This is a genomic window from Arcobacter peruensis, from assembly GCF_003711085.1.
GTDB classification, from domain to species: Bacteria; Campylobacterota; Campylobacteria; order Campylobacterales; family Arcobacteraceae; genus Poseidonibacter; species Poseidonibacter parvus.
On the sequence record NZ_CP032363.1, the window covers coordinates 1923834 to 1950832 of the forward strand.

23 protein-coding genes are annotated in these 26999 nt (G+C 28.4%); 20 read left to right on the forward strand and 3 right to left on the reverse strand.

Annotation, left to right across the window (positions count from 1 at the left end):
- The first annotated feature begins 43 nt into the window (after window positions 1-43).
- The 12 genes from D3Z07_RS09685 (at window position 44) to D3Z07_RS09740 (ending at window position 15252) form a co-directional block, all read left to right on the forward strand.
- Window positions 44-793 carry a (Fe-S)-binding protein gene (locus D3Z07_RS09685; protein ID WP_076082801.1) on the forward strand — a complete coding sequence of 250 codons (750 nt, stop codon included), beginning with the start codon at window positions 44-46 and terminating at the stop codon, window positions 791-793.
- Window positions 790-2163 (forward strand): lactate utilization protein B, encoded by a 1374-nt coding sequence (locus D3Z07_RS09690; protein WP_076082798.1) that lies wholly within the window; start codon window positions 790-792, stop codon window positions 2161-2163. The genes D3Z07_RS09685 and D3Z07_RS09690 overlap by 4 nt, the downstream gene beginning before the upstream one ends.
- Window positions 2156-2743 (forward strand): LutC/YkgG family protein, encoded by a 588-nt coding sequence (locus D3Z07_RS09695; protein WP_076082796.1) that lies wholly within the window; start codon window positions 2156-2158, stop codon window positions 2741-2743. Before D3Z07_RS09690 ends, D3Z07_RS09695 begins: the two co-directional genes overlap by 8 nt.
- Window positions 2744-2768: 25 nt before the next feature.
- The gene (locus D3Z07_RS09700) at window positions 2769-4961 is read left to right on the forward strand and encodes a sensor histidine kinase (protein WP_122893759.1); all 2193 of its coding nucleotides are present in this window, start codon (window positions 2769-2771) and stop codon (window positions 4959-4961) included.
- A 1-nt stretch (window position 4962) separates the two neighbouring features.
- Window positions 4963-5607 (forward strand): response regulator transcription factor, encoded by a 645-nt coding sequence (locus D3Z07_RS09705; protein WP_076082790.1) that lies wholly within the window; start codon window positions 4963-4965, stop codon window positions 5605-5607.
- Between the two features lie 98 nt (window positions 5608-5705).
- Window positions 5706-6776 (forward strand): TRAP transporter substrate-binding protein, encoded by a 1071-nt coding sequence (locus D3Z07_RS09710; protein WP_197682248.1) that lies wholly within the window; start codon window positions 5706-5708, stop codon window positions 6774-6776.
- A gap of 135 nt (window positions 6777-6911) precedes the next feature.
- Window positions 6912-7508, forward strand: a complete 597-nt coding sequence (locus D3Z07_RS09715) for a TRAP transporter small permease subunit (protein WP_076082785.1) — start codon at window positions 6912-6914, stop codon at window positions 7506-7508.
- A complete protein-coding gene (locus D3Z07_RS09720; RefSeq protein WP_122893760.1) occupies window positions 7508-8875 on the forward strand; it encodes a TRAP transporter large permease in 1368 nt (455 codons plus the stop codon). Before D3Z07_RS09715 ends, D3Z07_RS09720 begins: the two co-directional genes overlap by 1 nt.
- Window positions 8876-9105: 230 nt before the next feature.
- Window positions 9106-11946 (forward strand): FAD-binding and (Fe-S)-binding domain-containing protein, encoded by a 2841-nt coding sequence (locus D3Z07_RS09725; RefSeq protein WP_122893761.1) that lies wholly within the window; start codon window positions 9106-9108, stop codon window positions 11944-11946.
- A gap of 72 nt (window positions 11947-12018) precedes the next feature.
- Window positions 12019-12843: a peptidyl-prolyl cis-trans isomerase gene (locus D3Z07_RS09730; RefSeq protein WP_122893762.1), complete on the forward strand. Its 825-nt coding sequence runs from the start codon at window positions 12019-12021 to the stop codon at window positions 12841-12843.
- 15 nt (window positions 12844-12858) lie between these two features.
- The gene (gene gatB, locus D3Z07_RS09735) at window positions 12859-14286 is read left to right on the forward strand and encodes an Asp-tRNA(Asn)/Glu-tRNA(Gln) amidotransferase subunit GatB (RefSeq protein WP_076082774.1); all 1428 of its coding nucleotides are present in this window, start codon (window positions 12859-12861) and stop codon (window positions 14284-14286) included.
- A 66-nt stretch (window positions 14287-14352) separates the two neighbouring features.
- Window positions 14353-15252, forward strand: coding sequence for an NAD(P)H-dependent glycerol-3-phosphate dehydrogenase (locus D3Z07_RS09740; RefSeq protein ID WP_076082770.1), 900 nt, complete (start codon window positions 14353-14355; stop codon window positions 15250-15252).
- A 132-nt stretch (window positions 15253-15384) separates the two neighbouring features.
- Here the strand turns inward: D3Z07_RS09740 and D3Z07_RS09745 are convergent, their stop codons facing one another.
- A complete protein-coding gene (locus D3Z07_RS09745; RefSeq protein ID WP_076082767.1) occupies window positions 15385-15717 on the reverse strand; it encodes a winged helix-turn-helix transcriptional regulator in 333 nt (110 codons plus the stop codon).
- A 123-nt stretch (window positions 15718-15840) separates the two neighbouring features.
- Here D3Z07_RS09745 and D3Z07_RS09750 point away from each other — a divergent pair, with 123 nt between their 5' ends.
- From D3Z07_RS09750 to D3Z07_RS09765, 4 genes are all read left to right on the forward strand, one after another.
- Window positions 15841-16824, forward strand: coding sequence for a YhdH/YhfP family quinone oxidoreductase (locus D3Z07_RS09750; protein ID WP_122893763.1), 984 nt, complete (start codon window positions 15841-15843; stop codon window positions 16822-16824).
- Window positions 16825-16943: 119 nt separating this feature from the next.
- Entirely contained in the window at window positions 16944-18176 is a 1233-nt protein-coding gene (locus tag D3Z07_RS09755) for a glutamate-5-semialdehyde dehydrogenase (protein ID WP_122893764.1), read from the forward strand.
- Window positions 18176-18502, forward strand: a complete 327-nt coding sequence (locus D3Z07_RS09760; protein WP_076082758.1) for a putative quinol monooxygenase — start codon at window positions 18176-18178, stop codon at window positions 18500-18502. Before D3Z07_RS09755 ends, D3Z07_RS09760 begins: the two co-directional genes overlap by 1 nt.
- A 1-nt stretch (window position 18503) precedes the next feature.
- The gene (locus tag D3Z07_RS09765) at window positions 18504-19547 is read left to right on the forward strand and encodes a phosphagen kinase (RefSeq protein WP_122893765.1); all 1044 of its coding nucleotides are present in this window, start codon (window positions 18504-18506) and stop codon (window positions 19545-19547) included.
- Here the strand turns inward: D3Z07_RS09765 and D3Z07_RS09770 are convergent.
- Both D3Z07_RS09770 and D3Z07_RS09775 read right to left on the reverse strand, forming a co-directional pair.
- Entirely contained in the window at window positions 19539-20168 is a 630-nt protein-coding gene (locus tag D3Z07_RS09770; RefSeq protein WP_122893766.1) for a LysE family translocator, read from the reverse strand. The two genes, D3Z07_RS09765 and D3Z07_RS09770, sit on opposite strands and share 9 nt — an antisense overlap.
- A gap of 13 nt (window positions 20169-20181) precedes the next feature.
- A complete protein-coding gene (locus D3Z07_RS09775; RefSeq protein ID WP_122893767.1) occupies window positions 20182-21807 on the reverse strand; it encodes a diguanylate cyclase in 1626 nt (541 codons plus the stop codon).
- 175 nt (window positions 21808-21982) lie between these two features.
- Here D3Z07_RS09775 and D3Z07_RS09780 point away from each other — a divergent pair, with 175 nt between their 5' ends.
- The 4 genes from D3Z07_RS09780 to D3Z07_RS09795 all read left to right on the forward strand — a co-directional run bounded on the left by D3Z07_RS09780 (window position 21983) and on the right by D3Z07_RS09795 (window position 26929).
- Window positions 21983-23245 carry a serine hydroxymethyltransferase gene (locus D3Z07_RS09780; protein WP_122893286.1) on the forward strand — a complete coding sequence of 421 codons (1263 nt, stop codon included), beginning with the start codon at window positions 21983-21985 and terminating at the stop codon, window positions 23243-23245.
- A 73-nt stretch (window positions 23246-23318) separates the two neighbouring features.
- Window positions 23319-24152 carry a bifunctional helix-turn-helix domain-containing protein/methylated-DNA--[protein]-cysteine S-methyltransferase gene (locus D3Z07_RS09785; protein ID WP_076082741.1) on the forward strand — a complete coding sequence of 278 codons (834 nt, stop codon included), beginning with the start codon at window positions 23319-23321 and terminating at the stop codon, window positions 24150-24152.
- Between the two features lie 13 nt (window positions 24153-24165).
- The gene (locus D3Z07_RS09790; RefSeq protein WP_122893768.1) at window positions 24166-25449 is read left to right on the forward strand and encodes a leucine-rich repeat-containing protein kinase family protein; all 1284 of its coding nucleotides are present in this window, start codon (window positions 24166-24168) and stop codon (window positions 25447-25449) included.
- Between the two features lie 49 nt (window positions 25450-25498).
- On the forward strand, window positions 25499-26929 hold the full coding sequence (locus tag D3Z07_RS09795; RefSeq protein ID WP_122893769.1) for a sensor domain-containing diguanylate cyclase: 1431 nt from the start codon (window positions 25499-25501) through the stop codon (window positions 26927-26929).
- Window positions 26930-26999 lie beyond the last annotated feature (70 nt).

The window sequence follows — 26999 nt, forward strand, 5'->3', positions numbered from 1 at the left end:
TATATTAAATATAGAATTACAAGATAATTTAAAAGGAGTTTATATGAAAATAGGTCTATTTATTCCCTGTTTTATGAACGAACTATATCCAGATATTTGTAAATCTACTTATAAGATATTAAAACAACAAGGCTTGGATATAGATTATCCACTAAACCAGACATGCTGTGGACAACCTATGGCAAACTCAGGCTGTTCTAAAGACGTTGAAACTTTAGCAAAGCAATTTGTTAAAACATTTAAAGATTATGACTATATTGTAGCACCTAGTGGTTCATGTGTTTCAATGGTTAAAGAACATTATGCACCTTTTTTCAATAATGATGAAGATTATAATAAAGTTAAAGCTTCAATTTATGAAGTATGTGAATTTTTACATGACGTAGTTAAGTTAGAAAACCTAAACTTTAACACAAGTTTTCCTTATAAAGTTGGTCTTCATAACTCTTGTCATGGACATAGAGTTTTAAAATTAGCAACTGCAAGTGAATTAAATATTCCATATAATTCTAAGCTAAAAAACTTACTTCAAAAAGTTGAAGGAATTGAACTTGTTACATTAAAAAGAGAAGATGAATGCTGTGGTTTTGGTGGAACATTCTCTGTGCAAGAAGAAGATTTATCAATTGCTATGGGGAAAGATAGAATTAAAGATCACTTAGACTCAAATGCTCAAGTAATGACAGGTGCTGATATGTCCTGTTTAATGCACATGGATGGAATCATAAATAGAAATAACCATCCAATAAAAGTAAAACATATTGTTCAAATCTTACTAGGAGAAGAACTATGAGTACTAATCATCCACAAAATGCAAAAGAGTTTGTTGCAAATGATGAAAGAATGCATTGGCATGACCAAGCTTTATGGTTTGTAAGAGAAAAAAGAGATATAGCAACAAAAACTATTCCTGAATGGGAAAATTTACGTGAGTTTGCAAGTAGAATCAAATCTCATACAATGGCAAATTTAGATACTTATCTTTTAGAATTTGAAAAAAATGCTAATGCAAAAGGCATCAAAGTTCACTTTGCAGCAGATGCAAAAGAGCATAATGAAATTGCATATAAACTTCTAAATGAAAAAAATGTAAAAAAACTTGTTAAATCAAAATCGATGTTAACAGAAGAGTGTCATTTAAATCCTTTTTTAGAAGAGCGTGGTATAGAAGTTATTGATACCGACCTAGGAGAGAGAATTGTTCAATTAAGAAACGAACCTCCTTCACATATTGTACTGCCAGCAATTCACTTAAAAAAGATGGATGTATCTGATACTTTTGTTGAACATTTAGGAACAGAAAAAGGAAATGATGATCCTACATATTTAACAAGAGCAGCAAGAGCTTCATTAAGAGAAGATTTCTTGAACGCAGAAGCTGGAATGACAGGTGTAAACTTTGCAATTGCACAAACAGGTGGAGTTGTTGTATGTACAAATGAAGGAAATGCTGATATGGGTGCATCAGTTCCAAAACTTCATATTGCTTCAATGGGAATTGAAAAAGTAATTCCAAGACTTGAAGACTTATCAGTATTTACAAGATTACTAGCAAGAAGTGCAACAGGTCAACCAATTACATCATATACTTCACATTTTCATGGGCCAATTGAAGGTGGAGAAATGCATATTATTATTGTTGATAATAAAAGAAGTGAATTTTTATCTTCTGAAAAGTATAAAAAAGCATTAAATTGTATTAGATGTGGTGCATGTATGAATACATGTCCAGTATACAGAAGATCAGGTGGTCACTCTTATGAATATGTAATTCCAGGACCAATTGGTTCTATTTTAGGTGCAGTTAAAGAGCCCGAAAAGCATAACACATTGCCTTTTGCTTGTACTTTATGTGGTTCATGTACAAATGTTTGTCCTGTAAAAATTGATTTAGATTCACAACTTTATGCAAGACGTCAAGATTTAAGTGAAATGAAACTAATTGATCCTAAGAAAAAAATGGCTATGAAAATTACAGCATGGCTTATGACAAAACCAAAGTTATTTGATTTTGCAGGAAAAATGGCTCGTAAAATTGTTCCAAAACTTCCTGATTCAATTGTTTACAACAAAGCAAATGCATGGGGAAAACAAAGAGATATGCCTAAAATGGCAGAAAAGAGTTTTAAAGAAATGTTTGAGCAAGGAGATTTAGATGACTAGTAAAGAAAAAATACTACAAAACATTAAAAAGAATAATGTAGCTGTTGATGTAGAACTTCCTTCTTATGAAAACTTTGGAATAACTTTTGAAAAAAAACATGAGAAATTTTCTACAATGATTGAAAGTGTTGGAGGAAAAGCTTTAGTAATTGATAAAAAAGATTTAGATAAAACTATTAAAGAATTATATAAAGATGAAAAACAAATTGCTTCAAATGTTGATGGTTTTACTCTAAGCAATTTTAATGCAAATGAAGAAGATGATGCTCATAATTTAAAAAATATAGATTTAGCAGTAGTAAAAGGAAATTTTGCAGTTGCTGAAAATGGTGCTATTTGGATGAAAAATGAAGATAATAGACATAGGTCTTTATATTTTATTGCACAAAATATTGTAATTGTAATAGATGAAAAAGAAATTGTTTCAAATATGCATGAAGCATATGAAAAAATAAATTTTGAAAATACTGGCTATGGTGTATTCATTTCAGGACCTTCTAAAACAGCAGATATAGAGCAGTCACTAGTTATCGGTGCTCATGGTCCAAAATCTGGTTATGTAATTTTTACAAAATCTTGATATAATAGCTAAATAGAAGGTATAAATGAAAAAAATAATACTATTTAGCTTAATTTTTATTACATTTGTTTTAGGACAAGAACCAAAAGAGGTTTTATTACTTCATTCATATCATAAAGGATATGTTTGGAGTGATGATATTTCTAAAACCATTGAAAAAGAGTTTAAATCGCACGAAAATATAGAACTTACAACTGTATATATGGATACAAAAAGAGTTGCTGATCCAATATATTTAGACCAACTTGCAAAACTTTACAAACAACAATTTCAAAAAAGAAGCTTTGATTTAATAATTGCAAGTGATAATAATGCTTTTGATTTTGTAATTAACTATCATACTTATCTCTTTGAGAACTTGCCTGTTCTTTTTTGTGGAATAAACAATTTTGATAAAGCATTTTTAGAACAAAACTATATGAAAAAATATATGACAGGTGTAGTTGAGCAAGTAGACTTAGAAAAAAACTTTGAGTTAATAAAAGACTTACACCCAAATTTAAAAAAACTAGTAATAATAAATGATAATTCTAAAACAGGTTATGCAGTAAAAAGAGATTTAAGACCTATTATTCAAAAATACAAAAAAGATTTTGAAATTGAATATATTGATAATTTAGAAATCGAGGGAATTGCAAAAAAAGTTTCAAAATTAGGGGAAGATACTGCTGTTTTATTTGTTTTATTGTTTAAAGATACAACAGGTAAATATTTTACATATAAACAAAGCTTTACCAAAATCAGAGAAGCCAGCCATGTTCCAATTTATGGTCTTTGGGATTTTTATTTGAATTATGGAATTGTAGGTGGACTTTTAACTTCTGCAATTGGTCAAGGAGAAGCTGTATCAAAAATGGCACTTGAAATATTAAATGGAAAAAAGATTTCCCAAATACCAATTTTAGAAAAATCACCTAACGAATATATGTTTGATTATAATGAATTAAATAGGTTTAATATAGATATAACAAAACATGTAGATGATTATATATTAACAAATCAGCCAAGTTCAGAATATAAAAAATTTACACAGTTTTTTATTTTAGCAATTTTGATTATTTTGGTATTAAGTATTATTGTTGTCACTCTTCGTGCTAATATTCAAAGAAGATTAAAAGTAGAAAGAGCGCTATCTAATAGGTTAGAATTTGATAAAGTATTATTAGATACTATTCCTAATCCAATTTATTATAAAAATATTCATGGAAAGTTTTTAGGTTGTAACTTAGCTTTTGCAAACTTAGTAAATGAACATAGAGATCAAATCATAGGTAAAACTGCCTTTGATTTTTTTACAAATGAAGTTGCATCAAAAAACACAATAATTGATAAAGAGTTGTTAAATACATTCTCAACTTCTACTTCAGAATTTACATTTTACACAGCGTCAAATCAAATGAAACATATCATTTTGAATAAAGCTGTTTATAAAAACATAGATCAAAGTGTTGGTGGAATAGTTTGTATTATGGATGATATAACTGAACGTGTTCAACAAAAACAGTTCTTAATACAACAAAGTAAATTAGCTGAAATGGGTGATATGATTGCGGCAATTGCACATCAATGGAATGAACCACTTGTAGAGCTATCAGCATTAGTTCAAGATATACAAACATCATATTTATTAAATGAATTAAAAGATATAGAAGTAAATGATTTTGTAAAAGACTCAATGGTTCAAATTAAATATATGTCTAGAACTTTAAATGATTTTAGAAACTTCTTAAAACCCTCAACAAAAAAGAAACTCTTCTCAATTTCTAAATCTTTAAACGAAATAAACGAAATTATTGGAAAACAAATATTCTATTCTAATATAGAAATGAGTTTTAATTATAAAAATAAAGATGAAGAACTTTTAATCTACGGTTATGAGAACGAGTTTAAACAAGTTTTACTAAACCTTGTAAATAATGCAAAAAATAAAATTATAGATAAGCAGCAAGATGAAAATAAAAAAGGTAATATTCAAATTAATATTGAAAGATGTATTAATTATAATAGCATAGAAATTATTGATGATGCAGGTAAAATTGATGAAACAATAATACACTCTATCTTTCAACCATACTTTACTACAAAAGCAGATGGAACAGGCCTTGGTCTTTATATGGCAAAAGTAATTATTGAAGATAAAATGAGGGGAACAATTACAGTTAGAAATGAAGATGATAATGTAATTTTTACAATTAGACTACCTCATAAAAAGGTTTAAAATGAAAATCTTACTACTAGAAGATAATAAAAAGTTAAATGACACTATTACTAAAAGGTTAAAACTAAAAGGCTATAAAGTTCAATCTTGTGTGGATGGAGCAGATGCAATAGAAAAAATAGCTGATGGATATAGTTGCTTTATTTTAGATATAAATGTTCCAAATATTGATGGGATTAAAATATTAAAGAAAATTAGAGAGTTCTACAAAGATATACCTGTAATTATAATTTCTGCTAGTGTTGAACTTAATGATATCAAACAATCTTATGACTTTGGATGTAATGACTATTTAAAAAAACCATTTTTTATAGATGAACTTGAAATAAAAATAGAAAAGTTTTGTAAAATACAAGATGACTTAATCTATTTTGATGAGAATTGTTATTTTGATTATAAATCATCTTTGATATTTATAAATGATAAAGAGCAAAGATTAACAAAAAAAGAAAGGCTACTTCTAAATCTCTTTTTAACTAAAAGAAATCAAGTTTTATCTTACGAAGCAATTGAAAATTATGTTTGGGAAGGAAGTTTTGCATCTTTAGAATCTATACGATCTTTAATTCGAAGATTAAGAAAAATTCTTTCTAATGATTATATTGAAACAGTAGTAGATACTGGATATATTTTCAAAACTAGCTAATTTCTACATAAATTTTACATTTATCACATAAAATATCATATCATTTTCATTTCTTGTAGTTAAACTTTACGCATAACAAATCTAAGGAGAAAATGATCATGTTAAAAACTACAACTAAATTACTTCTTACTTCTGCACTAGTTGCGGGATTAAGTACAGCAGCAGTTGCTAAAGATAAAGTATACAAGTGGAAGCTTGCTACTACATGGGGATCTACATTAAGCCCATTCTATGATACACCAACTAATATGGCTAAAATGGTTGAAGAAATGTCTCAAGGACAATTAAAAATTAGAGTTGACGCTTCAAATAAACATAAAGCAGCACTTGGAATTTTAGATATGGTTAAAGGTGGTCAGTATGATATGGGTCACTCTGCATCATATTACTGGAAAGGTAAAGATATTAATACTTTACCATTTACAACTATGCCATTTGGTATGACTACACCTGAGCAATATGCATGGTTCTATCACGGTGGTGGTATGGACTTAATGAAAAAAGCTTATAAAAAACATAAAGTATTATCATTCCCTGGTGGAAACACTGGAAACCAAATGGGTGGATGGTTCAGAAAAGAAATTAAGACTGTTGATGATTTAAAAGGTCTTAAAATGAGAATTCCTGGATTTGCTGGTGAAATCATGGCAAAATTAGGTCTTACAGTTACTAATATCGCATCTGGTGAGTTATATACATCACTAGAAAGAGGTACTATTGACGCTCTTGAATGGGTTGGACCTGGTATGGATATTAAAATGGGATTCAATAAAATTGCTCCTTACTACTATACAGGATGGCATGAGCCAGCAACTGAATTACAATTTTTAGTTAATGAAAGAAAATTCAACAAGTTACCAAAACATTTACAAACTATTTTAGTAACAGCAATGAAATTATCTGCATATGATATGTATATTCAAAACTACCACATGAGTTCTGAAGCATGGTCTAAAATTGAAAAAGACTATCCAAATATTAAAATCAAAACTTTCCCTAAAGAAGTTATGGATGCTATGAAAAAAGCAAATGCTGAGTTATTAGTTGAAAAAACTAAAGGTCAACCATTATTAAAAGAAGTATTAGATTCACAAGCTGCTTACCAAAAGAAAGCTAGAGAATGGACTAAAATGTCTGATTACTTATATTTAAAAGACAACTTAAAATAGATATAATACGCTGTCGAAATTTTAACCCTCATAAAAGAGGGTTAAAATACTCATCTTAGAAAAGAATAAGTGTTATAAATATATACAATATATTTATATTTATTCGACTTATTAAGAACACTCAAAAGGATTTTTATGCTGTTAAAACTAGAAAAAGGTTTTGATAAATTTGCCAATATTATAGGGTATATTACTGCAATAGTAATGGTACTTATGATACTAAACGTATTTTATGATGTAGTTATGAGATACTTTTTTAGATCAGGAAGTATTGCTATGCAAGAAATGGAATGGCATCTATTTTCAGTAATTATACTTTTAGGTATTTCATATACACTAAAAGAAGATGGTCATGTAAGAGTGGATTTAATCTACGATACATTAAAAGATAAGAAAAAAGCAATAATTAACATGGTTGGTGTTGTATTATTCATATTACCAATTTCAGTATTAATTGGTTTTGGTTCAATTGATTATGTTATTGAAGCTTACCAATCAGGAGAGCAAAGTGGTGATCCAGGTGGGCTTACGAATAGATGGTTAGTTAAATCATTAATTCCAATATCATTTTTCTTACTAATTATTACTTCAATTGGATTTTTTATAAAAAATCTAAATGTATACAAAGGTTTACATCCAGTTGCACCTCATATGGTAAATGGAGATATTGAACACATGGTTGATGAAGTTCACAAATTAGATGATGACTTACACCACAAAGGAGATAAATAATGGTAGGAATTATAATGTTTTTTGCTGCACTTATAATGCTACTATTTGGTTTCCCTGTAGCATTTACATTTGCAGCTGTTTCTGTATTATTTGGAATAATTGCTGGTATTCTTGAAATTGGTTTTGATGATGGTTTAGACGTAGCTTTAATAGACGGTTTTGAAGAAGGTCTATTAATGTTTGACTTTATGCCATTTAGAATTATGTCAATTATGCAAAATACAATTTTAATGGCAGTTCCTATGTTTATTTTTATGGGTATTGTTTTACAAAAAACTGGTCTAGCTGAGAGACTTTTAGAATCAATGGGATTCTTATTTGGAGAAATTAGAGGTGGAGTTGCTATTTCAACTGTTTTAGTTGGTGCATTACTTGCAGCATCTACTGGTGTTGTTGGTGCTTCTGTTGTTGCTATGGGTGTTATTTCACTTCCTGTAATGATGAAGTATAAATATAATACTCCTCTTGCTTGTGGTACTATTTGTGCTTCTGGGACATTAGGACAAATTATTCCTCCTTCAATTGTTTTAATTATCTTAGGAGATGTATTCCAAGTTCCTGTTGGAGATTTATTTAAAGCAGCAATTGGTCCAGGACTTGCACTTGTTGGTGCATATATCTTATATATTGTTGTAGTATCATTTTTAAATAAAGATATGGCTCCTGCAATTCCAGCAGATTCTAGTCGTGGGTCTAAAAGTAAACAAGTAATAAGAGCTTTAATTGATATTATTCCATCTTTAACACTAATTTTATTAGTACTTGGTTCAATTTTTGCAGGTGTTGCAACACCAACTGAATCATCAGCAGTAGGATGTTTAGGAGCAGTTGGTCTTGCACTTGTTTATAAAACATTCTCACTTCAAATGGTAAAAGAAGCATCTTTAGAATCAGTTAAAATTACTTCAATGGTATTTGGTATTCTAATTGGTGCAACAGCATTCTCAATGGTATTTACATATACAGGTGGAGATGAAATTGTTGAGCACTTTATGATGAGCTTACCTGGTGATGAAAAATGGGGATTCATTATCTTTACAATGTTAGCTATTCTAGTATTAGGATTCTTTATTGACTTCGTTGAGATTTCATATATTATTGTTCCTATATTAGTTCCAATTGCAATGAATTTAGATATTAACCCTGTTTGGTTTGCTATTTTAATTGCTATGAACTTACAAACATCGTTCTTAACGCCACCGTTTGGATTCTCCTTATTCTATTTAAAAGGAGTAGTTCCAGCAACTGTTAGAACTATACAGATTTATAAAGGAGTAATACCATTTATTATAATTCAAGTTATAGTATTAATGTTAATTGCTTTCTACCCAGAGTTCTTCGGAATTAATCCAAGTACAGCTGGATAAAAATTAAAAACAAAAGGCTAGACCTTTTGTTTTTATAATAGGAGATATGCCTATGAATTTATTAATTCAAAAACTACTTTCAAACATCATATATAAAAGCAAAGATAGGATGTTTGCTTTTATATACGATCCACAACAAAGAATATATACAGTACCAAGACTAGAATAATACTTTATTTTTAAACAATTTTAATCAAAACTAAATATAATTAAAAACTAAAGGATAAAACATGTTAGAAGGTAAATATTTAAACTTTTATAATCAAATTTCAAAAAAGATTGAAAAAACAAATATCTTTACGGATAAGCTACATACATTAGCATATGGAACAGATGCTTCTTTTTATAGATTAATTCCAAAAATAGTAATTAAAACTGATAATGCAAAAGAGGTTCAAGATATCATTGAATTATCAAATGAATTAGAGTTAAGTATTACATTTAGAGCAGCTGGAACTTCACTTTCAGGACAAGCTATTAGTGATTCTATTTTAATAGTAACTTCAAGAAAATTTACAGACTTTAAAATTTCAGATGATAAAAGTTATATCTCATTACAACCAGCACTTACAGGTGCACAAGTTAATAACTTATTATCTCCATATTCAAAGAAAATTGGACCAGATCCAGCATCTATTAATGCAGCAATGATTGGTGGAATTGCAGCTAACAACGCATCTGGTATGTGTTGTGGTATTTCACAAAACTCATATAAAACGTTAAAATCAATGAAGTTAATTTTCGCAGATGGTACAAAACTTGATACATCATGTGAGACAAGTAAAAATGCTTTTAGAGTAACTCATAGAGAGTTTTTAAAAGACTTAAAGCAATTTTCACAAGACACTAAAAACAATGAAGAATTACGGGCAAAAATTGAAAGAAAATTCAAAATTAAAAATACATGTGGTTACTCGTTAAACGCACTGATTGATTTTGATGATGAGTTTGAAATTTTAGAGCATTTAATAATTGGTTCTGAAGGAACATTAGCATTTATTGAAGAAATTACTTACTATACAGTTGAAGATTTAAAAGATAAAGCATCTGCTCTTATTTACTTTAAAGATATTAAAGAAGCATGTTCTGCTGTTACAAAATTAAAACTTGCACTTGATGATAAAAGTATTACTGTTGATGCAGTTGAGCTAATGGATAGAGCAGGGCTAAGAAGTATTGAAGAAGATCCAGCAATGCCTGAATTTATAAAAGATTTTGATGAAAATGTAACAGCATTATTAATTGAAACTAGAGCAAAATCAGATGAAGACCTTGATATTCAAACTGTACAAATTCAAAACCTACTTGGAGACTTTAAAGTTGTAAGAGATATTTATTTTACAAAAGATGTAGAAGAATATACACTTTATTGGAAAATTAGAAAAGGTTTATTTCCAGCAGTTGGAGCAGTAAGAGAAACAGGAACTACAGTTATTATTGAAGATGTTGCATATCCAATTGAGTGTTTAGCAGAAGCTACACTTGAACTTCAAGATTTATTTAAAAAACATGAATATAGTGAAGCTTTAATCTTTGGACATGCACTTGAAGGAAACTTCCACTTTGTATTCACTCAAGATTTTGCAGATGAAAAAGAGATAAAAAGATATGATGCCTTTATGAATGATGTTGTTCACTCTGTTGCTGTAAAATATCAAGGAAGCTTAAAAGCAGAACATGGAACTGGAAGAAACATGGCTGCATTTATTGAAGTTGAATGGGGTAATGACGCATATATAATGATGAAAAAAATCAAATGCTTATTTGATCCAAAAGGCTTATTAAATCCAGGTGTAATTATAAATGATGATGCTGAAGCGCATCTTAAAAACTTAAAAGGAATGCCTGCAACTAATGAAATAGTTGATAAGTGTATTGAATGTGGATTCTGTGAACCTTCATGTCCATCAAATGACCTTTCTTTAACACCAAGACAAAGAATTGTAATCAATAGAGAGATTTCAAGATTAGAAAGACTTGGGAAGGAAGAAGAAGCAAAAGAGTACAGAGATTTATACCAATATGATGGAATTGAAACATGTGCAACATGTTCACTTTGTTCATCTGCTTGTCCTGTAAATATTGATACAGGAAGTTTAACTAAGCATTTAAGAGCAGAACAATTAAGTCCTCGTGCTAAAAAAACAGCTAACTTTATTGCAAATAATTTCTCAATGACTTTAAAGGGAATGAAGTTTGGATTAGGTAGTGCAAATGCAGTTCATAAATTACTTGGAACTGCTAGTATGGAAACAGTAACTGCAACTATGAGAGATTTTTCAAAAGGAAAAATAGCTAAATGGAATGCAACTTTACCAAAACCAATTAGTATAAATACAAACTTTGAGCAAAAAGTATCTTCTAAAAAAGTAGTTTATTTCCCTTCTTGTATTAATAGAACAATGGGATTAAGTGATGTAAGCGTTGAAGAAAAACAATTATTTGATGTAACTGTTGAATTATTACAAAAAGCTGGTTACCAAATTATTTTCCCTGAGAATTTACCAAATCTTTGTTGTGGAATGCCATTTTCATCAAAAGGATTTAATGAAGCAGGAGCTACAAAATCATCTCAACTTGAAAAGGCCTTAGTAAAAGCTACAAATAATGGTGAGTATCCTGTATTATGTGATACAAGTCCTTGTACAAAAACAATGATTGAAAAGTTTAAAAGTGATTTAAAACTTTATGAACCAATTGAATTTGCACTTGACTTTTTAAGTAATGATTTAGACTTTACACCAATTGCAGAGCCAATTACAATTCATACAACTTGTAGTTCAGCTAAAATGGGATTAGAAGGTAAATTTAAAACTTTAGCACAAATGTGTTCTACAGAAGTTATAATTCCTGCAGATGTAAAATGTTGTGGATTTGCTGGAGATAGAGGGTTTAATTATCCTGAATTAAATGAGTCAGCATTAAGAGATTTACCAAAAAGTATTAAAAATGCAAAATATGCATTTTCAACTTCAAAAACATGTGAAATAGGTCTATCAGAACACTCTGGACTAGACTATAATTCGATATTCTATCTTATAAACAAGTGTACAAAAGCTAAAAATATTTAATTCTCTTTTAGCCAAAACAGATATTTACCATTATTTAGGTAAAATATCTGTTTTAACAAATAAGGAATTATAATGTACAAACTAATAATAGCATTTTTACTAAGCTCAACACTTGGTTTTGCAGGCGTTGTAAATGCAATTGCTCTAACAGTAAATGATGATCCAATAACACTTTATGATATTGACAAAACTATGCTTACAAAAAAAGTTGATAAAAACCAAGCAGTTAGTTTACTAGTTGATAAAATATTATATGATCAGTTAATTCAAAAATATAATATCCAAGCAGATATATTTGACGTAAACACTTATATTGAGAAACTTGCAGCTTCAAATAACATGGATCTTTTCGCATTCAAATCAATAGTAAGACAAAAATACCCTGATTATTCAGTATTTGAAGATGAAGCTAAAACTATTGTTACTAGACAAAAATTAATTAAGAAATTAGTTCAAGGTAATTTAAAGATTGCTTCAGAAGAAGATATTAAACTATATTATGAAAACAATCAAAATAAATATACTACAGCAAAAACAGTAGAAGTAGTACAATATTTATCGAATAAAAAAGCATCATTAATTGCAACTGTTAAAAGCCCATTATTAGTTCCAAATGATGTACAAAGAAATCCTTTAGTTTTAGAAGTAAAACAATTAGATCCACAAATGCAATATCTTTTAAATAATACTGCACAAAATAGTTTTACTCCAATTTTTACTGCAAATAAAATGTATAACACTCTTTTTATTATTAAAAAAGAAGGTACAGATACCTTAGATTTTGAAGTAGTAAAAAACAAAGTATTTAATGAAGTAATGTCATTAAGAGAAAAAAAATATTTAAAAGATTTTTTTGAAAAACAAAAATTAACAGCTGATATAAAAATATTAAGATAATAAAAAAGGAAATAGATGTTTGAAGTAATTTTAGGTTTAGAAGTACACGTACAGTTAAATACTAACTCTAAACTATTTTGTTCTTGTGCAACAAGTTTTGGAGAAGAACCAAATACAAATGTATGTCCAACTTGTTTAGGACTACCAGGTGCACTTCCTGTATTAAATAAAGAAGCAGTACACAAAGCAATTATGCTTGGAACTGCTTTAAAATCACAAGTTAATCGAAAGTCGATTTTTAATAGAAAAAACTATTTCTATCCAGATTTACCAAATGGTTATCAAATTTCTCAATTTGAAGTTCCTGTTGTTGGATTAGGTGAATTAGTAATTGATTTCCCAGATGGAAGTCAAAAAACTATTGGAGTTACTCGTGCTCACTTAGAAAATGATGCAGGTAAGAGTAAGCATGCAGCTGATGGTTCATTAGTGGATTTAAATAGAGCAGGAACTCCACTACTTGAAATTGTTTCAGAACCAGATATGAGAACAGCTGAAGAGGCTATTTTATACCTTAAAAAACTTCATTCAATTGTAAGATACCTAGGAATAAGTGACGCTAATATGCAAGAAGGTTCTTTTAGATGTGATGTAAACGTTTCTATTAGACCAAAGGGCGATACAAACTTAAATACTAGATGTGAAATTAAAAATATGAACTCATTTAAGTTTATTGAAAAAGCAATTCATTATGAAGTAAATAGACATATTGAAGCTTGGGAAGACGGTATTCATGATACTGAAATTGTTCAAGAAACAAGACTATTTAATGCTGATACTGGTGAAACTAGATCAATGAGAGGTAAAGAAGATGCTGCTGATTACAGATACTTTCCAGATCCAGATCTTTTACCTGTAATTATTACAGATGAAATGTTTGATAAATATTCACAAATTCCTGAGCTTCCAGATGAAAAGAAAGAAAGATTCGTAAAAGATTTTGGAATAAAAGAATACGATGCATCAGTTATAACAGCATCACTTGAAACTGCAAACTTCTTTGATGAAATGATGAAAGAAGGAATTAGTGGTAAAAATGCAACTACATGGCTAACAGTTGAATTACCATCAAGATTTACAGAAGGTGTTTCAATTGAAAACTCTCCAGTTGGTGCAAAAAAATTAGCAACAATGATTAAAGCTATTGAAGATGGAACAATTTCAGGAAAAGCAGCAAAAGAAGTACTTGATTTCTTAATTGAAAATCCAGATGAAGAAATTGATACTGTAATTGAAAAACTAGGACTTAAACAAGTATCAGATGATGGTGCAATTTTAGAAATCATTGATAGTATCATTGCAGCAAATGAAGATAAAGTAGAACAATATAAAGCTGGAAAAGATAAGCTATTTGGATTCTTTGTAGGTCAAACTATGAAAGCTTCTAAAGGTACTGCAAATCCAGCTAAAGTAAACGAATTACTAAAACAAAGACTTTCATAAAACAATAAATAGAATCATCTTGATTCTATTTATATTCCACATATAAAAAACAGGAGGATTACAAATATGAGTAATAAACCTAAAATAGCTGTTATTGGTGCAGGGAAATGGGGACAAGCGCTTCATTTTGCACTTAGTTTTAAACAAGAAACATATATTACATCAAGAACACCAAGAGATATAAAGAACTTTACAGATTTAAATACAGCTTTAAATTGTGAGTATTTAATAATAGCAATACCAGCTCAACAAATAAAACAATGGTTAAAGGAAAATTTTGTATTTAAGAATCAAAAAGTCCTAGTTGCATCAAAAGGTATAGAAGCAAATACAGGAGAATTTTTAAATGAAATTTATGCTGAGCATGTTCCTGAAAAAAATATTGGTTTTATTTCAGGACCTTCTTTTGCAGCTGAAGTAATACAAGGACTTCCTTGTGCTTTAGTTTTAAACTCTACATCTAAGAAATTATATCAAGAATTTAAACCCTTTTTTCCTGATTTTATAAAGACTTATTATAGTGCTGATGTAATAGGTGCAGAAGTTGCAGGTGCATATAAAAATGTTCTTGCAATTGCAAGTGGTATTTGTGAAGGTTTACACTTAGGAAAAAATGCACAAGCTTCTTTAATATCAAGAGGATTAGTTGAAATGCAAAGGTTTGGTAAAAACTTTGGAGCTAAAAAATCTTCATTTATTGGATTAAGTGGAGCAGGGGATTTATTTCTAACAGCAAGCTCAAACATGAGTAGAAACTACAGAGTTGGCCTAGGACTTGCACAGAATAAAAGTCTTGAGGAAATACTCGAAGAACTAGGAGAAGTTGCTGAAGGTGTTAAAACATCAGAAGCAATATATAAACTTTCAAAAGAGTATAATATTTATACTCCTATTGCAAATGAAGTAAAACTTGTACTTGATGGAAAGAATCCAAAAGACAGTTTAAAAGATTTACTTAATTCATAATAGAATACAATTTTTAATACATACTCTAGTATGTATTTAAAAATAACAACTTACTGATTTTTCTCATTAAAAGTATTATATATTAAGCTTTCTAAATACATATAATTTTAATTAATACTTAAAAATAAATTACTAATTAATTAATTTTTTATGTACATCACCCCATATATAAAGTTGTTTTAAAATTGGTTTTAAACTTTTCCCATATTCTGTAATTGAATACTCAACTTTTGGAGGAACAACAGGATAAACTTCTCTATGAACTAAACCATCTGTTTCTAATTCTCTTAGTTTTTGTATTAACATTTTTTGAGTTGTTCTTGGAAGTAATTTTTGAAGTTCATTAAATCTTTTTTTTTCATCTTTTAAATACCAAAGAATTAATATCTTCCATTTTCCTGCAAGGGCATCAATTGCTGTCTCAACTGGACACTTGTCAATTTTAATATCTAATTTTTTTGTCATAATAAATACTCCATAGTATCTTTTTGGTTAGTACATTTCTTAAAAGTAAGTTCTTGTGCTTTTGAAATATTTTAGCTAAAGTTTCAACATAAGTAAATAAATTAAAATAAACAAGGAATAAATATGAAAGCATTTGTAGTAGAAAAAATAGCTGATAGAGAATTTAAAGCAGACATACAAGAAGTATCAATGCCAAAATGTGAAAATGATGAAGTAATTATAAAAGTTTCTTATTCATCATTAAACTATAAAGACGCATTAAGTTCAGTAGGTAACCCAGGAGTTACAAGAAAATTTCCACATATTACAGGAATTGATGTAGCAGGTGTTATATATGAATCAAACTCTACAATATTTAAAGCAGGTGAGAGAGTACTTGTAACTGGTTATGATATGGGAATGAATACTCATGGTGGTCATGCACAATTTGTAAAGGTTCCAGCTTCATGGGTAGCTAGAATGCCTGATGCAATAAGTGATAAAGAAATTATGACTTTTGGAACAGCTGGATTAACAGCGGCTTTAAGTATAAACGAACTTATAGAAAATGGAGTTAAACCTGAAGATGGTGAAGTTTTAGTAACAGGAGCAACTGGTGGTGTTGGTTCAATTGCTGTTTCAATCTTAAGTAAAATTGGTTTTTCTGTAGTTGCAATCTCAGGAAAAGCAGAAAAAATTGATTACTTAAAAAGAATAGGTGCTAGTGAAGTAATATTAAGAGATACTTTTAATGAAGAGTCAAAAAAACCAATGATGGGTGAAAAATATGCTGGTGTAGTTGATACAGTAGGTGGTGAAGTTTTAGCAAATGCACTAAAATATGTAAAATATGATGGTGTTGCTACTTGTTGTGGACTTACATCATCACATGAATTAAATACAAATGTATTTCCATTTATCTTAAGAGGTGTTAGATTAATTGGTATTGATTCTGTTGAATGTAAATTAGAGAAAAAACAAGCAGCATGGAAAAAAATAGCAAGTAAATGGAAAATCGATAACTTAGATAATATAACAAATGAGATTTCATTAGAAGAAATTAAAAATGCTTATGAACTATTATTAGATGGAAAAGCAGTAGGAAGATACGTAGTAAAAATTGGATAGGAACTCTCCTATCTAATAAAAAATATAAACTTTTATAAAACATTCTAGTTAGTAAATACAAACATATCCTATAATTTGTTATAATACCAAAAATAAAAAGAAAAATTATAGGAAATATTATGCAGAAATTTTTAGAAGAGGCTAAAAAAACAAGCCGAACTATTGCAAACCTTGATGCTCATACTAAAAACAATGTTCTAAGACAGATGGCTAATGCACTTGTTGCTCATAGTGATTATATAATAGAGCATAATAGTAAAGATATGAGTGAAGGAACTTTAAATAATTTAAGTAGTGCCTTATTAGATAGATTATTACTAACAAAAGATAGAGTTGAAGCTATGGCTTTAGCAATTAAACAAATAGCAGATCAAAAAGAACCAGTTGGAAGAACACTAGAAGGCTGGATAACAGAAGATGGTTTAAATATACAAAAAATTTCAGTACCAATTGGTGTTATTGGAATAATCTACGAAAGCCGTCCAAATGTTACAAGTGATACAGCAGCGTTATGTTTTAAAAGTGGTAATGTTTGTGTTTTAAAAGGTGGAAAAGAAGCTGAGCGTTCTAATCAAGCAATTGCAAATGTTTTAAAACAAGTATTAGAAGATAATAAACTACCAACACAAGCTATTTCATTACTACCAGATTCTAGTAGAGAAGGCGTTGCAAAATTAATAAAGCAAGATAAATATGTTGATTTAATTGTACCTCGTGGTGGAGAAGCCTTAATTAGATATGTAAGTGAGAACTCTTCTGTTCCTGTTATAAAGCACGATAAAGGGCTTTGTCATATTTTTGTAGATAAAGATGCAGCACACAATAAAATCATTGATATTGCAATAAATGCAAAATGTCAAAGACCAGGAGTTTGTAACTCTATGGAAACTTTATTAGTACATGAAGATATTGCAGCTTATTTACTTCCTGGATTATATGATGAGTTTATGGAACATGGAACGCAACTAAAAGGTTGTGATGAAACAGCTAAATATATTGATGTAACAATTGCCACACAAGAAGATTATAGTACTGAATATTTAGCAAATATTTTAAATATAAAAGTTGTTAAAAATGTTGATGAAGCAATTGAACACATTGCAACATATGGCTCTGGACATTCAGAATCAATATTAAGTGAAAACTATACTGTTGTAAATAAATTCTTAGATCAAGTAGATGCTGCTTGTGTTTATGCAAATGCAAGTACAAGATTTACAGACGGTGGAGCTTTTGGATTAGGAGCTGAGGTTGGAATATCAACTAATAAACTTCATTCACGTGGTCCTATGGGAATAAATGATTTAACTACATTTAAATACAAAATTTATGGAAAAGGTCAGGTAAGATAATGTCAAAAAAAATATATTGTATAGCTTCTTTTGAAGCAAAGCAAGGAAAAGAAAAGCAGTTAATAGAAGTACTTCAAGCTTTAGAGCCTAAAACAACTAGAGAAGATGGTTGTATACAATATATTGTGACAAAACATATTTCACATCCAAATGCAATGGGTAAATCTTTTCCTATTGTATTTAATGAAATTTGGGAATCAAAAGAGGCTTTTGAAGAGCATTGTAATAAAAGTTATATTACAGAATTTTTCCAAACTCACTGTGTAGAAGAGTCTGGTTTTGTAAAAGATTTTAACGTAACTGTTTATAGTGATGAGGTAAACTAATATGTCTGATACAAATGAATATCCACACTTTCCAAGTGATTGCAAATCTTTATTATCAAAATACCTTACAAAAGAAGTTTATACACAACTAAAAGATAAAACTACTCCTTCAGGTTTCACTCTTGATGAAGCAATTGCATCAGGGGTTCAAAATAGTGATAGTGGAATTGGTGTTTATGCAGGAGATATTCAATCTTACACAACTTTTTCAGCACTTTTTGATCCAATTATAGAAGAGTATCATGGTTTTTCTAAAACTGATTCTCATATTAGTAATTTAAACCCAAATGATTTAAAAGCAGCAAATCCAGATCCAGAAAATAAATATATTATTTCTACAAGAATTAGAGTCGGAAGAAATATTGCAAACCTTCCTTTAGGACCAGCAATTTCAAATGAGCAAAGAGATAATATAGAAAAGCAAGTATCACAAGCTTTAAATGCATTAGAAGATAGTTTAAAAGGAAAATACTATCCACTAGATGGAATGAGTGAAGAAATAGCACAAAAGCTAATTACTGACCATTTTTTATTTAAAGCAGGAGATAGATTTTTAGAAGCAGCAGGACTTAATAGAAATTGGCCAAAGGCAAGAGGTATTTACCATAATGATGAAAAAACTTTTTTAGTATGGGTTAATGAAGAAGACCAATTAAGAATAATCTCTATGCAAAAAGGTGGAGATATTAAAGAAGTATTTACAAGATTAACAAATGCAATATCAAAATTAGAAGAAAAAATTGAGTTCTCATATAATGAGCACTTAGGATATATCACATCTTGTCCTACAAACCTTGGAACTGCTATGAGAGCTAGTGTTCATATAAAAGTTCCTAACTTATCACAAAATTATGCAAAATTTGAAGAGATTACAAATAAATATCATCTCCAAATTAGAGGAATAAACGGTGAACACTCAAAAAGTGTTGGTGGAGTTTATGATATTTCTAATAAAAGAAGATTAGGTGTTACAGAAGTTCAATGCGTACAAGATATGTACGATGGAGTTGTTGCTTTAATTGAAGAAGAAAAAGCTCTATCTTGAAGATAGAGCTAGTTTTATTCCAAGTGCTACTAAAATAGTAGAAGTCAATATATTCATAACTTTTACAATACTTGGGTTCTTTTGTAATTTTGAACTTAAGAGATTAGCTGCTATTCCAATACTAGAAAATACAATAACTGTCATAATCATAAATATAATTCCTAAAGTAATCATTTGAATTGGTACATTTCCAGCTTGAGTATTTACAAACTGCGGTAAAAAAGCTAGAAAAAATATTGAAACTTTCGGATTTAAGATATTCATAATAAAACCTTTAAAAAATAGCTTTTTAAGTTCAGAACTTGAGTTTTGCACACTTAAATCTAAGGGTTCATTTCTATATTTAAAAGCTTGATATGCAATATAAAGTAAATATGCAGCCCCTGCATACTTTACGATATTAAAAGCCATTTGTGAAGTTTGAAATATTACAGAAATACCAAGTGCAGCGGCACTTGTATGAATAATTAAACCAGTACAAAGTCCAAAAGTTGTGATGATTGCAGCTTTTTTACTTTTTGTCATTCCTTGAGTTAATACATAAATATTATCAGGTCCTGGTGCTAAACATAGTAAAAATGAGGCTGCTATAAAAAGCAGTAATTGTGTTAATTCAATCAATATTTTCCTTTTATTATATTATTTTATATTTTATATTATTTCGTCCATCAGCTTTTGCTTCATATAATTTATTATCAGCTTCTTTATAAATAAAGTCTAATTTATGATCTGAATCTATATCTTTTCCTTCAATAATAATTAATCCAAAAGATGCTGTAACAATACCTAAAGGAGGATTTTCCTTATGTTTTATTTCAAGTTCTTCAATATTACTTTTTGCAAGATTTGCAAGTTCTAGAATATCCTCTTGTATTTTTGCATTTATCAACACTCCAAACTCTTCACCACCTAATCTAAAGATCAAATCATCGCTTCGTTTAAATGTATCTTTTAAAGACATAGATAAAGCAATAAGAACATTATCTCCTTCTTGATGACCATAGGTATCATTATATTTTTTAAAATAGTCAATATCTAAAATCATAAACCCAAAAACTTTGTTGCTTCTTACAGTTTTGTCGAATATTGCTTTTGCAATATCATTAAAATATCTTCTATTATATAAAGAAGTTAATCCATCAGTAATAGATAACTCATAAATTCTTTTTTTATCAGTAATATCTTGTCTTACAGCAGAATAACCAATTTTGTTTTTTTGCTTATCAAAAATTGGTTCAATAACAGCACTAACCCAATAAGAAGAGCCATCTTTACGAAGATTTTTTATTTCACCTTTCCAAGTATTGTTTAGATTTATTGTTCCCCATAAATCTTTATAAACCGAACTTGGCATATCAGGATGCCTTACAATACTATGACTTTTTCCAACTAATTCACTTTTCTTATAACCAGATATTTTACTAAAAGCAGAAGAAACAGAAGTTATTATACCTTTAGTATTTGTTGAAGATGAAATAATATTATCATCAAAAATTTTATTAAAAGTATCTAATTCTTCACGTTGTTCAATATTTGTAAAAAGATTAAAAATTTTTGTCTTTAATTCCTCTTCAATGATTGGTTTTTGAATAAAATCATCGACACCAATTTTATATAAATTTGTTTTTAAATCCTTATTAATTTCATTATTAATAATTAATATAGGTACATTACTATATTTCTCATTTTCTCTTAACATTTTAGTAATACTTATTATATCCTCAAGTAAAGTTTCATAATCAAAAATTATAAATGAAATATCATAATCATTTTTTACTATATCAATAATCTCTGAATTACAATTTGCTTGTTTTATATCTAAAGAAAAACTCTTTAATACATGTTTTATTTTTACTTTCGAATCTATTGATTCACTAATAAGTAATACCTTGTAATCTTTTATGTGTGCAAAAAGTTCCACAAGATTATAAGCATGTTTTAAACCATAAGTAGTATCTTTTAAAACATAATCCATTACATTAAAATCTTTATATTTTTCCAATAATTCATTATTGATTTTTGAGCTAAGAATGATTATAGGAATATAGTCAGATTTTAATATATTTGTTGATTTATTATCTGATTTATCAAGATATTTAGTACTTGATATTACAGTAAAAAAAGTCTCATTATCTATTAATTTTTTTGCTTCTTTAGTATTACTTGCAGTATATATAGAAAAGTTATTTTTCTCAGAAAATAGCTTCATAAAAGTGGTAATAACATGTATAGAATCATCTATAATTAGTAGTTTTTTCAAGTTATTCCCCTTCTAATATCTATTTTAAAAAATTATATCATATCAAATATGAATAAACTATGAATATATTACTATTCATTTTTAAAGATTATAGCAATATCTGGATTGTTTTGATTTTTTATTTTTGTTATAATTTCTACAATTAAAAATATCACTTAAAAATAAGGAATATAAAATGAACTATATATCAAACGCAAACCTAAAAGAAGCAGATTCAGAAGTATTTGAAATATGTGAAAATGAATTAGAAAGACAAACAGACCATTTAGAGATGATTGCAAGTGAAAACTTTACATCTCCAGCAGTAATGCAAGCAATGGGTTCAGTATTTACTAATAAATATGCAGAAGGTTACCCTTATAAAAGATATTATGGTGGTTGTGAGCAAGCTGATAAAGTTGAGCAACTTGCAATAAATAGAGCTTGTGAAATCTTTGGATGTAATTATGCAAATGTACAACCTCATTCAGGTTCTCAAGCTAATGGTGCAGTATATGCAGCACTATTAAAAGCTGGTGATAAAATTCTTGGTATGGATTTATCTCATGGTGGACATTTAACTCATGGTTCAAAACCATCATTTTCAGGTAAGAACTATACTCCTTTTTATTATGGTGTAGAATTAGATGGAAGAATTAATTATGAAAGAGTAATGGATATTGCTAAAATTGTTCAACCGAAAATTATTGTTTGTGGTGCTTCTGCATACGCAAGAGAAATTGATTTTGCTAAATTTAGAGAAATTGCTGATGCAGTTGGAGCTATTTTATTTGCTGATATTGCACATATTGCGGGATTAGTTGCAGCGGGTGAGCATATGAGTCCATTCCCTTATGCAGATGTAGTAACAACTACAACACATAAAACACTTCGAGGACCTAGAGGTGGAATGATAATGTGTAATGATGAAGATATAGCAAAGAAATTAAACTCTGCTATTTTCCCAGGATTACAAGGTGGACCATTAGTACATGTAATTGCTGGAAAAGCAGTAGCATTTAAAGAAATTCTAAGTCCTGCTTGGAAAGATTACGCAAAACAAGTAAAAGCAAATGCAAAAGTTCTAGGTGAAGTACTAGTTTCAAGAGGATATGATATTGTATCTGGTGGAACAGATAATCACTTAGTATTAGTATCATTTCTTAATAAAGAATTCTCAGGAAAAGATGCAGATGCTGCATTAGGAAATGCTGGAATTACTGTAAATAAAAATACAGTACCAGGTGAAACAAGATCTCCATTTGTAACATCAGGGATTAGAGTAGGATCTCCTGCATTAACAGCACGTGGAATGAAAGAAAAAGAGTTTGAAATCATTGCAAATAAAATGTGTGATGTATTAGATGATATTGAAAACACTAAATTACAAGAAACAATTGCAAATGAGTTAAAAGAACTTGCATCTAATTTTGTGATTTACAATCAATCTACTTACTAGTGAGTATTTATTAACTAACTAAAAGTATAAGTGGTATAGAATACCACTTATATTAAACCTTATAGGAAATCTCATGGATGATAAACTATTACTTGAAAATGAAAACTATAAAAAAATAGAAAAAGTAATAAGATACATCGATGATAATTTCAAAGAACAACCCTCAATAGACACAATATCAGAATATATAGGAATGAGTAAATTCCACTTAATTAGAGTATTCAAAGAATATGTTGGTGTGACTCCTATTCAATTTTTACAATCTGTTACTTTAAATTATGCAAAAGAGCATTTAAAAGAATCAAAAAGCATACTTGATAGCTCACTTGATATGGGTTTATCAAGTCCTAGCAGATTGCATGATTTATTTGTAAATATTATTGGTGTAACTCCTAAAGAATACAAAGAATCTGGACAAAATGTAGAAATTACTTATGGTTATGGTTTTACTCCTTTTGGAGAGGCTTTAATTGCCTTTACTAAAAGAGGTGTTAGCTATCTTGGTTTTGTTGATAATAATAAAGAAGCAATTTTTGCAAGATTTAAAGAGCTTTGGGAAAAAGCAACTCTAATAGAAGATGATAAAAAAGCACAAGATTATCTTGATAATATATTCATTGAAAAGAAGAAGTTTGATTTATATGTAAAAGGAACAAACTTTCAAATAAATATTTGGAAAGCCTTATTAAATATTCCAAATGGAACAATCACAACCTATCAAGATATTGCAAATAGTATTAATAAACCAAAAGCAGTACGAGCAGTCGCTAGTGCAATTGGTTCAAATCATATAGGATACTTAGTACCTTGTCATAGAGTTCTCGCAAAATCAGGTGCCATGAGTGGTTACCGTTGGGGAATTGAACGAAAAAAAATACTTATTGCTTATGAGGCATTAAAAAACTAATTTTAGGAAAAGAATGTCAATACAATTAGAAAAAGGTGCTACTTCAGTTAAAATTGCACAAGGATTAAGAGATTTTCCAAAAGAACTATATAGTTTAGAAAATAGCTTAGAAGTTTTGGATTTAACAGATAATAACTTATCCTCTTTACCAGATGATTTTTATAGATTTAAAAAACTAAAAAGACTGTTTCTTTCAAATAATCAATTTAATCATGTTCCAAAAGTATTAGCAAAGCTCCCAAAGTTATCAATGATAGGAATAAGAAACAACCAAATTAAAATATTTGAAGAAAACTCATTACCTCTTAGTACTAGATGGTTAATTCTAACAAATAATGAACTTACAGCACTTCCTAATTCAATAGGAGATTTAAAGTCTCTTCAAAAATGTATGTTATCAGGTAATAAACTAAACTTCCTTCCTGAAACTTTTTCTAATTGTACCAATTTAGAGTTATTAAGAATTTCAGCAAATAAACTAGAAGTATTTCCCACTTTATTACTATCTTTACCTAAACTTTCATGGCTTGCATATAGTGCAAATCCTTTTTGTAAAAAACATCCTAAAATAAAAGATAAGTTAAAAGTTGTTTCATGGGAAGAGTTAGAAATTAAACAGCTTTTAGGAGAAGGAGCTTCTGGAAATATTTATAAAGCTATTTATGAAGAAAAAGAAGTTGCTATAAAAATATTTAAAGGTGAAATGACATCAGATGGTTTACCACAAGAAGAAATGGATATCAATATTTCAATGGGAGTACATAAAAACCTTATTGATGTATTAGCCAAAGTTTCTAATCATCCTGAAAATAAAGATGTCTTAATGCTTGAATTAATTCCATCAAGTTTTAAAAACTTAGGGCTACCTCCTAGTTTAGAAAGTTGCACAAGAGATACTTATCCAAGTGACTTTAAACTCTCTATAAAAGATAGTTTAAAAATACTACAAGAGACGGCAAATGCTGCTTTTCATATGCATGAAAGAGGTATTATACATGGAGATTTTTATGCTCATAATATTATGATTGATAAAAAATATACTAGTATTTTAGGTGATTTTGGAGCAGCTTCTTATTATGAATTAGAAGAAATAAAAATTAAAAATACTTTAGAAAAAATAGAAGTAAGAGCTTTTGGGTGCTTAATTCAAGAGTTGTTATCTCTATGTAAAGAAGACTTATCCAATAAAGAAATAAGAGATTATTTAATCAAGTTACAGAATAAGTGTAAAAATGAAATAATAGAAAAAAGACCTTTATTTAAAGAAATACTAAAGATATTAAATAATTTATTATAAAACAGATTAATATTATTTTTGTTATAATTATTATATAAAGGTAATATAAATGCTAAATTATGTCTTCCAAAAATACAAGCTTTTAATAATAGTAACATTTCTTCTATCTGCAGGTTTTATTATAGCTTCATTTTTTAGCTATAAAATTGCTGTAGATTTAACAAAAGATCAATTAAAATATAAATCTTTGCCATTAAGCAGTGATAATATTTATTCTGAAATCCAAAGAGATTTATTAAAACCAAATTTAATCTCTTCTTTAATGGCTCAAGATACTTTTATGATTAATTGGATTAAAAATGGAGAAAAAGATGTAAATCAAATTTCCTCGTATTTAGCTGCAATAAAAAAGAAATATAATACTTCAAGTAGCTTTCTAGTATCTGATATTACAAAGAATTACTACTATTCAGAAGGTATTTTAAAAACAATTAGTCCAAGTGATAAAAGAGATAATTGGTTCTATAGAGTAAAAAATGTTGTTGATGTTTATGAGAGTAATATTGACTTAGATTTAGCGCATGAAGATTCTATGACAATCTTTACAAATTACAGAGTTGAAGATGAAAAAGGTAATTTTTTAGCAGCTGTAGGAGTAGGGCTACAAACACAGCATGTGAGTAAACTTTTAAAAGATTATAAAGAAAAGTATAATCATGATATTTCTTTTATAAATAAAGAAAATAAAGTCTTGATTTCATCAAATAATATTGAAGAACTAAATAAAAAAGATATAACTTACATAAATACACTGATTAATAATTTCAATAATAAAAATAAAACAACTCAAGAATATACAAAAAATGGTAAAGATTATATTGTAAATATTAGATTTATAGATGAATTAGACTTATATTTATGTGTTGAAGCCCAAGAGAATACATACAAAAAAGAAATTGAAAATGCTTTATATTTTAATATTCTTATGTTTTTAATTATTGTAATAATCATTATGATATTAATTATATATTATATAAATAATACTCATAAATCACTTCAAAAGTTTGCAAATACTGATAAACTAACTTCATTAAATAATAGAAATAGTTTTGATAAAGCTTTTAAAAGTATGTTTAATACAAAAACTAAAAACTTAACTCTGCTTATATTTGATGTTGATAAATTTAAAACGATAAACGATAAGTACGGACATATAATAGGAGATAAAGTTTTAATTAGAGTTTCAGAATTATTTAAAAGAACTTTTAGAGAGCATGACTTAATTGCTCGATGGGGAGGAGATGAGTTTGTTGCACTACTTCCTAATCTAGATAAGCAAACTGCTTATAAACTTGCTCAAAGACTTAGAATCAAAGTAGAAGAGGATAAAGGCTTAAAAGAGTTATTAGATAGACAAATCACTGTTAGTATGGGTATTGCTACAAAAACTACTGAAACTAGTGCTGAAGAATTATTTTCTAGAGTTGATAAGAATCTATATCAAGCAAAAAAAGAAGGTAGAAATAAAATTATTTATTAGTTATCAAATTAATTTTAAAAACCACTAAATGAACACCAAAAAAATATAAACTTCTTCAAACAAAGGAGTT

Bases quoted from the DNA above. Each gene is read 5' to 3' on its own strand.
- D3Z07_RS09685 (WP_076082801.1), top strand. From the start codon at position 44: ATGAAAATAGGTCTATTTATTCCCTGTTTTATGAACGAACTATATCCA.
- D3Z07_RS09690 (WP_076082798.1), top strand. From the start codon at position 790: ATGAGTACTAATCATCCACAAAATGCAAAAGAGTTTGTTGCAAATGAT.
- D3Z07_RS09695 (WP_076082796.1), top strand. From the start codon at position 2,156: ATGACTAGTAAAGAAAAAATACTACAAAACATTAAAAAGAATAATGTA.
- D3Z07_RS09700 (WP_122893759.1), top strand. From the start codon at position 2,769: ATGAAAAAAATAATACTATTTAGCTTAATTTTTATTACATTTGTTTTA.
- D3Z07_RS09705 (WP_076082790.1), top strand. From the start codon at position 4,963: ATGAAAATCTTACTACTAGAAGATAATAAAAAGTTAAATGACACTATT.
- D3Z07_RS09710 (WP_197682248.1), top strand. From the start codon at position 5,706: ATGTTAAAAACTACAACTAAATTACTTCTTACTTCTGCACTAGTTGCG.
- D3Z07_RS09715 (WP_076082785.1), top strand. From the start codon at position 6,912: ATGCTGTTAAAACTAGAAAAAGGTTTTGATAAATTTGCCAATATTATA.
- D3Z07_RS09720 (WP_122893760.1), top strand. From the start codon at position 7,508: ATGGTAGGAATTATAATGTTTTTTGCTGCACTTATAATGCTACTATTT.
- D3Z07_RS09725 (WP_122893761.1), top strand. From the start codon at position 9,106: ATGTTAGAAGGTAAATATTTAAACTTTTATAATCAAATTTCAAAAAAG.
- D3Z07_RS09730 (WP_122893762.1), top strand. From the start codon at position 12,019: ATGTACAAACTAATAATAGCATTTTTACTAAGCTCAACACTTGGTTTT.
- gatB (WP_076082774.1), top strand. From the start codon at position 12,859: ATGTTTGAAGTAATTTTAGGTTTAGAAGTACACGTACAGTTAAATACT.
- D3Z07_RS09740 (WP_076082770.1), top strand. From the start codon at position 14,353: ATGAGTAATAAACCTAAAATAGCTGTTATTGGTGCAGGGAAATGGGGA.
- D3Z07_RS09745 (WP_076082767.1), bottom strand. From the start codon at position 15,717: ATGACAAAAAAATTAGATATTAAAATTGACAAGTGTCCAGTTGAGACA.
- D3Z07_RS09750 (WP_122893763.1), top strand. From the start codon at position 15,841: ATGAAAGCATTTGTAGTAGAAAAAATAGCTGATAGAGAATTTAAAGCA.
- D3Z07_RS09755 (WP_122893764.1), top strand. From the start codon at position 16,944: ATGCAGAAATTTTTAGAAGAGGCTAAAAAAACAAGCCGAACTATTGCA.
- D3Z07_RS09760 (WP_076082758.1), top strand. From the start codon at position 18,176: ATGTCAAAAAAAATATATTGTATAGCTTCTTTTGAAGCAAAGCAAGGA.
- D3Z07_RS09765 (WP_122893765.1), top strand. From the start codon at position 18,504: ATGTCTGATACAAATGAATATCCACACTTTCCAAGTGATTGCAAATCT.
- D3Z07_RS09780 (WP_122893286.1), top strand. From the start codon at position 21,983: ATGAACTATATATCAAACGCAAACCTAAAAGAAGCAGATTCAGAAGTA.
- D3Z07_RS09785 (WP_076082741.1), top strand. From the start codon at position 23,319: ATGGATGATAAACTATTACTTGAAAATGAAAACTATAAAAAAATAGAA.
- D3Z07_RS09790 (WP_122893768.1), top strand. From the start codon at position 24,166: ATGTCAATACAATTAGAAAAAGGTGCTACTTCAGTTAAAATTGCACAA.
- D3Z07_RS09795 (WP_122893769.1), top strand. From the start codon at position 25,499: ATGCTAAATTATGTCTTCCAAAAATACAAGCTTTTAATAATAGTAACA.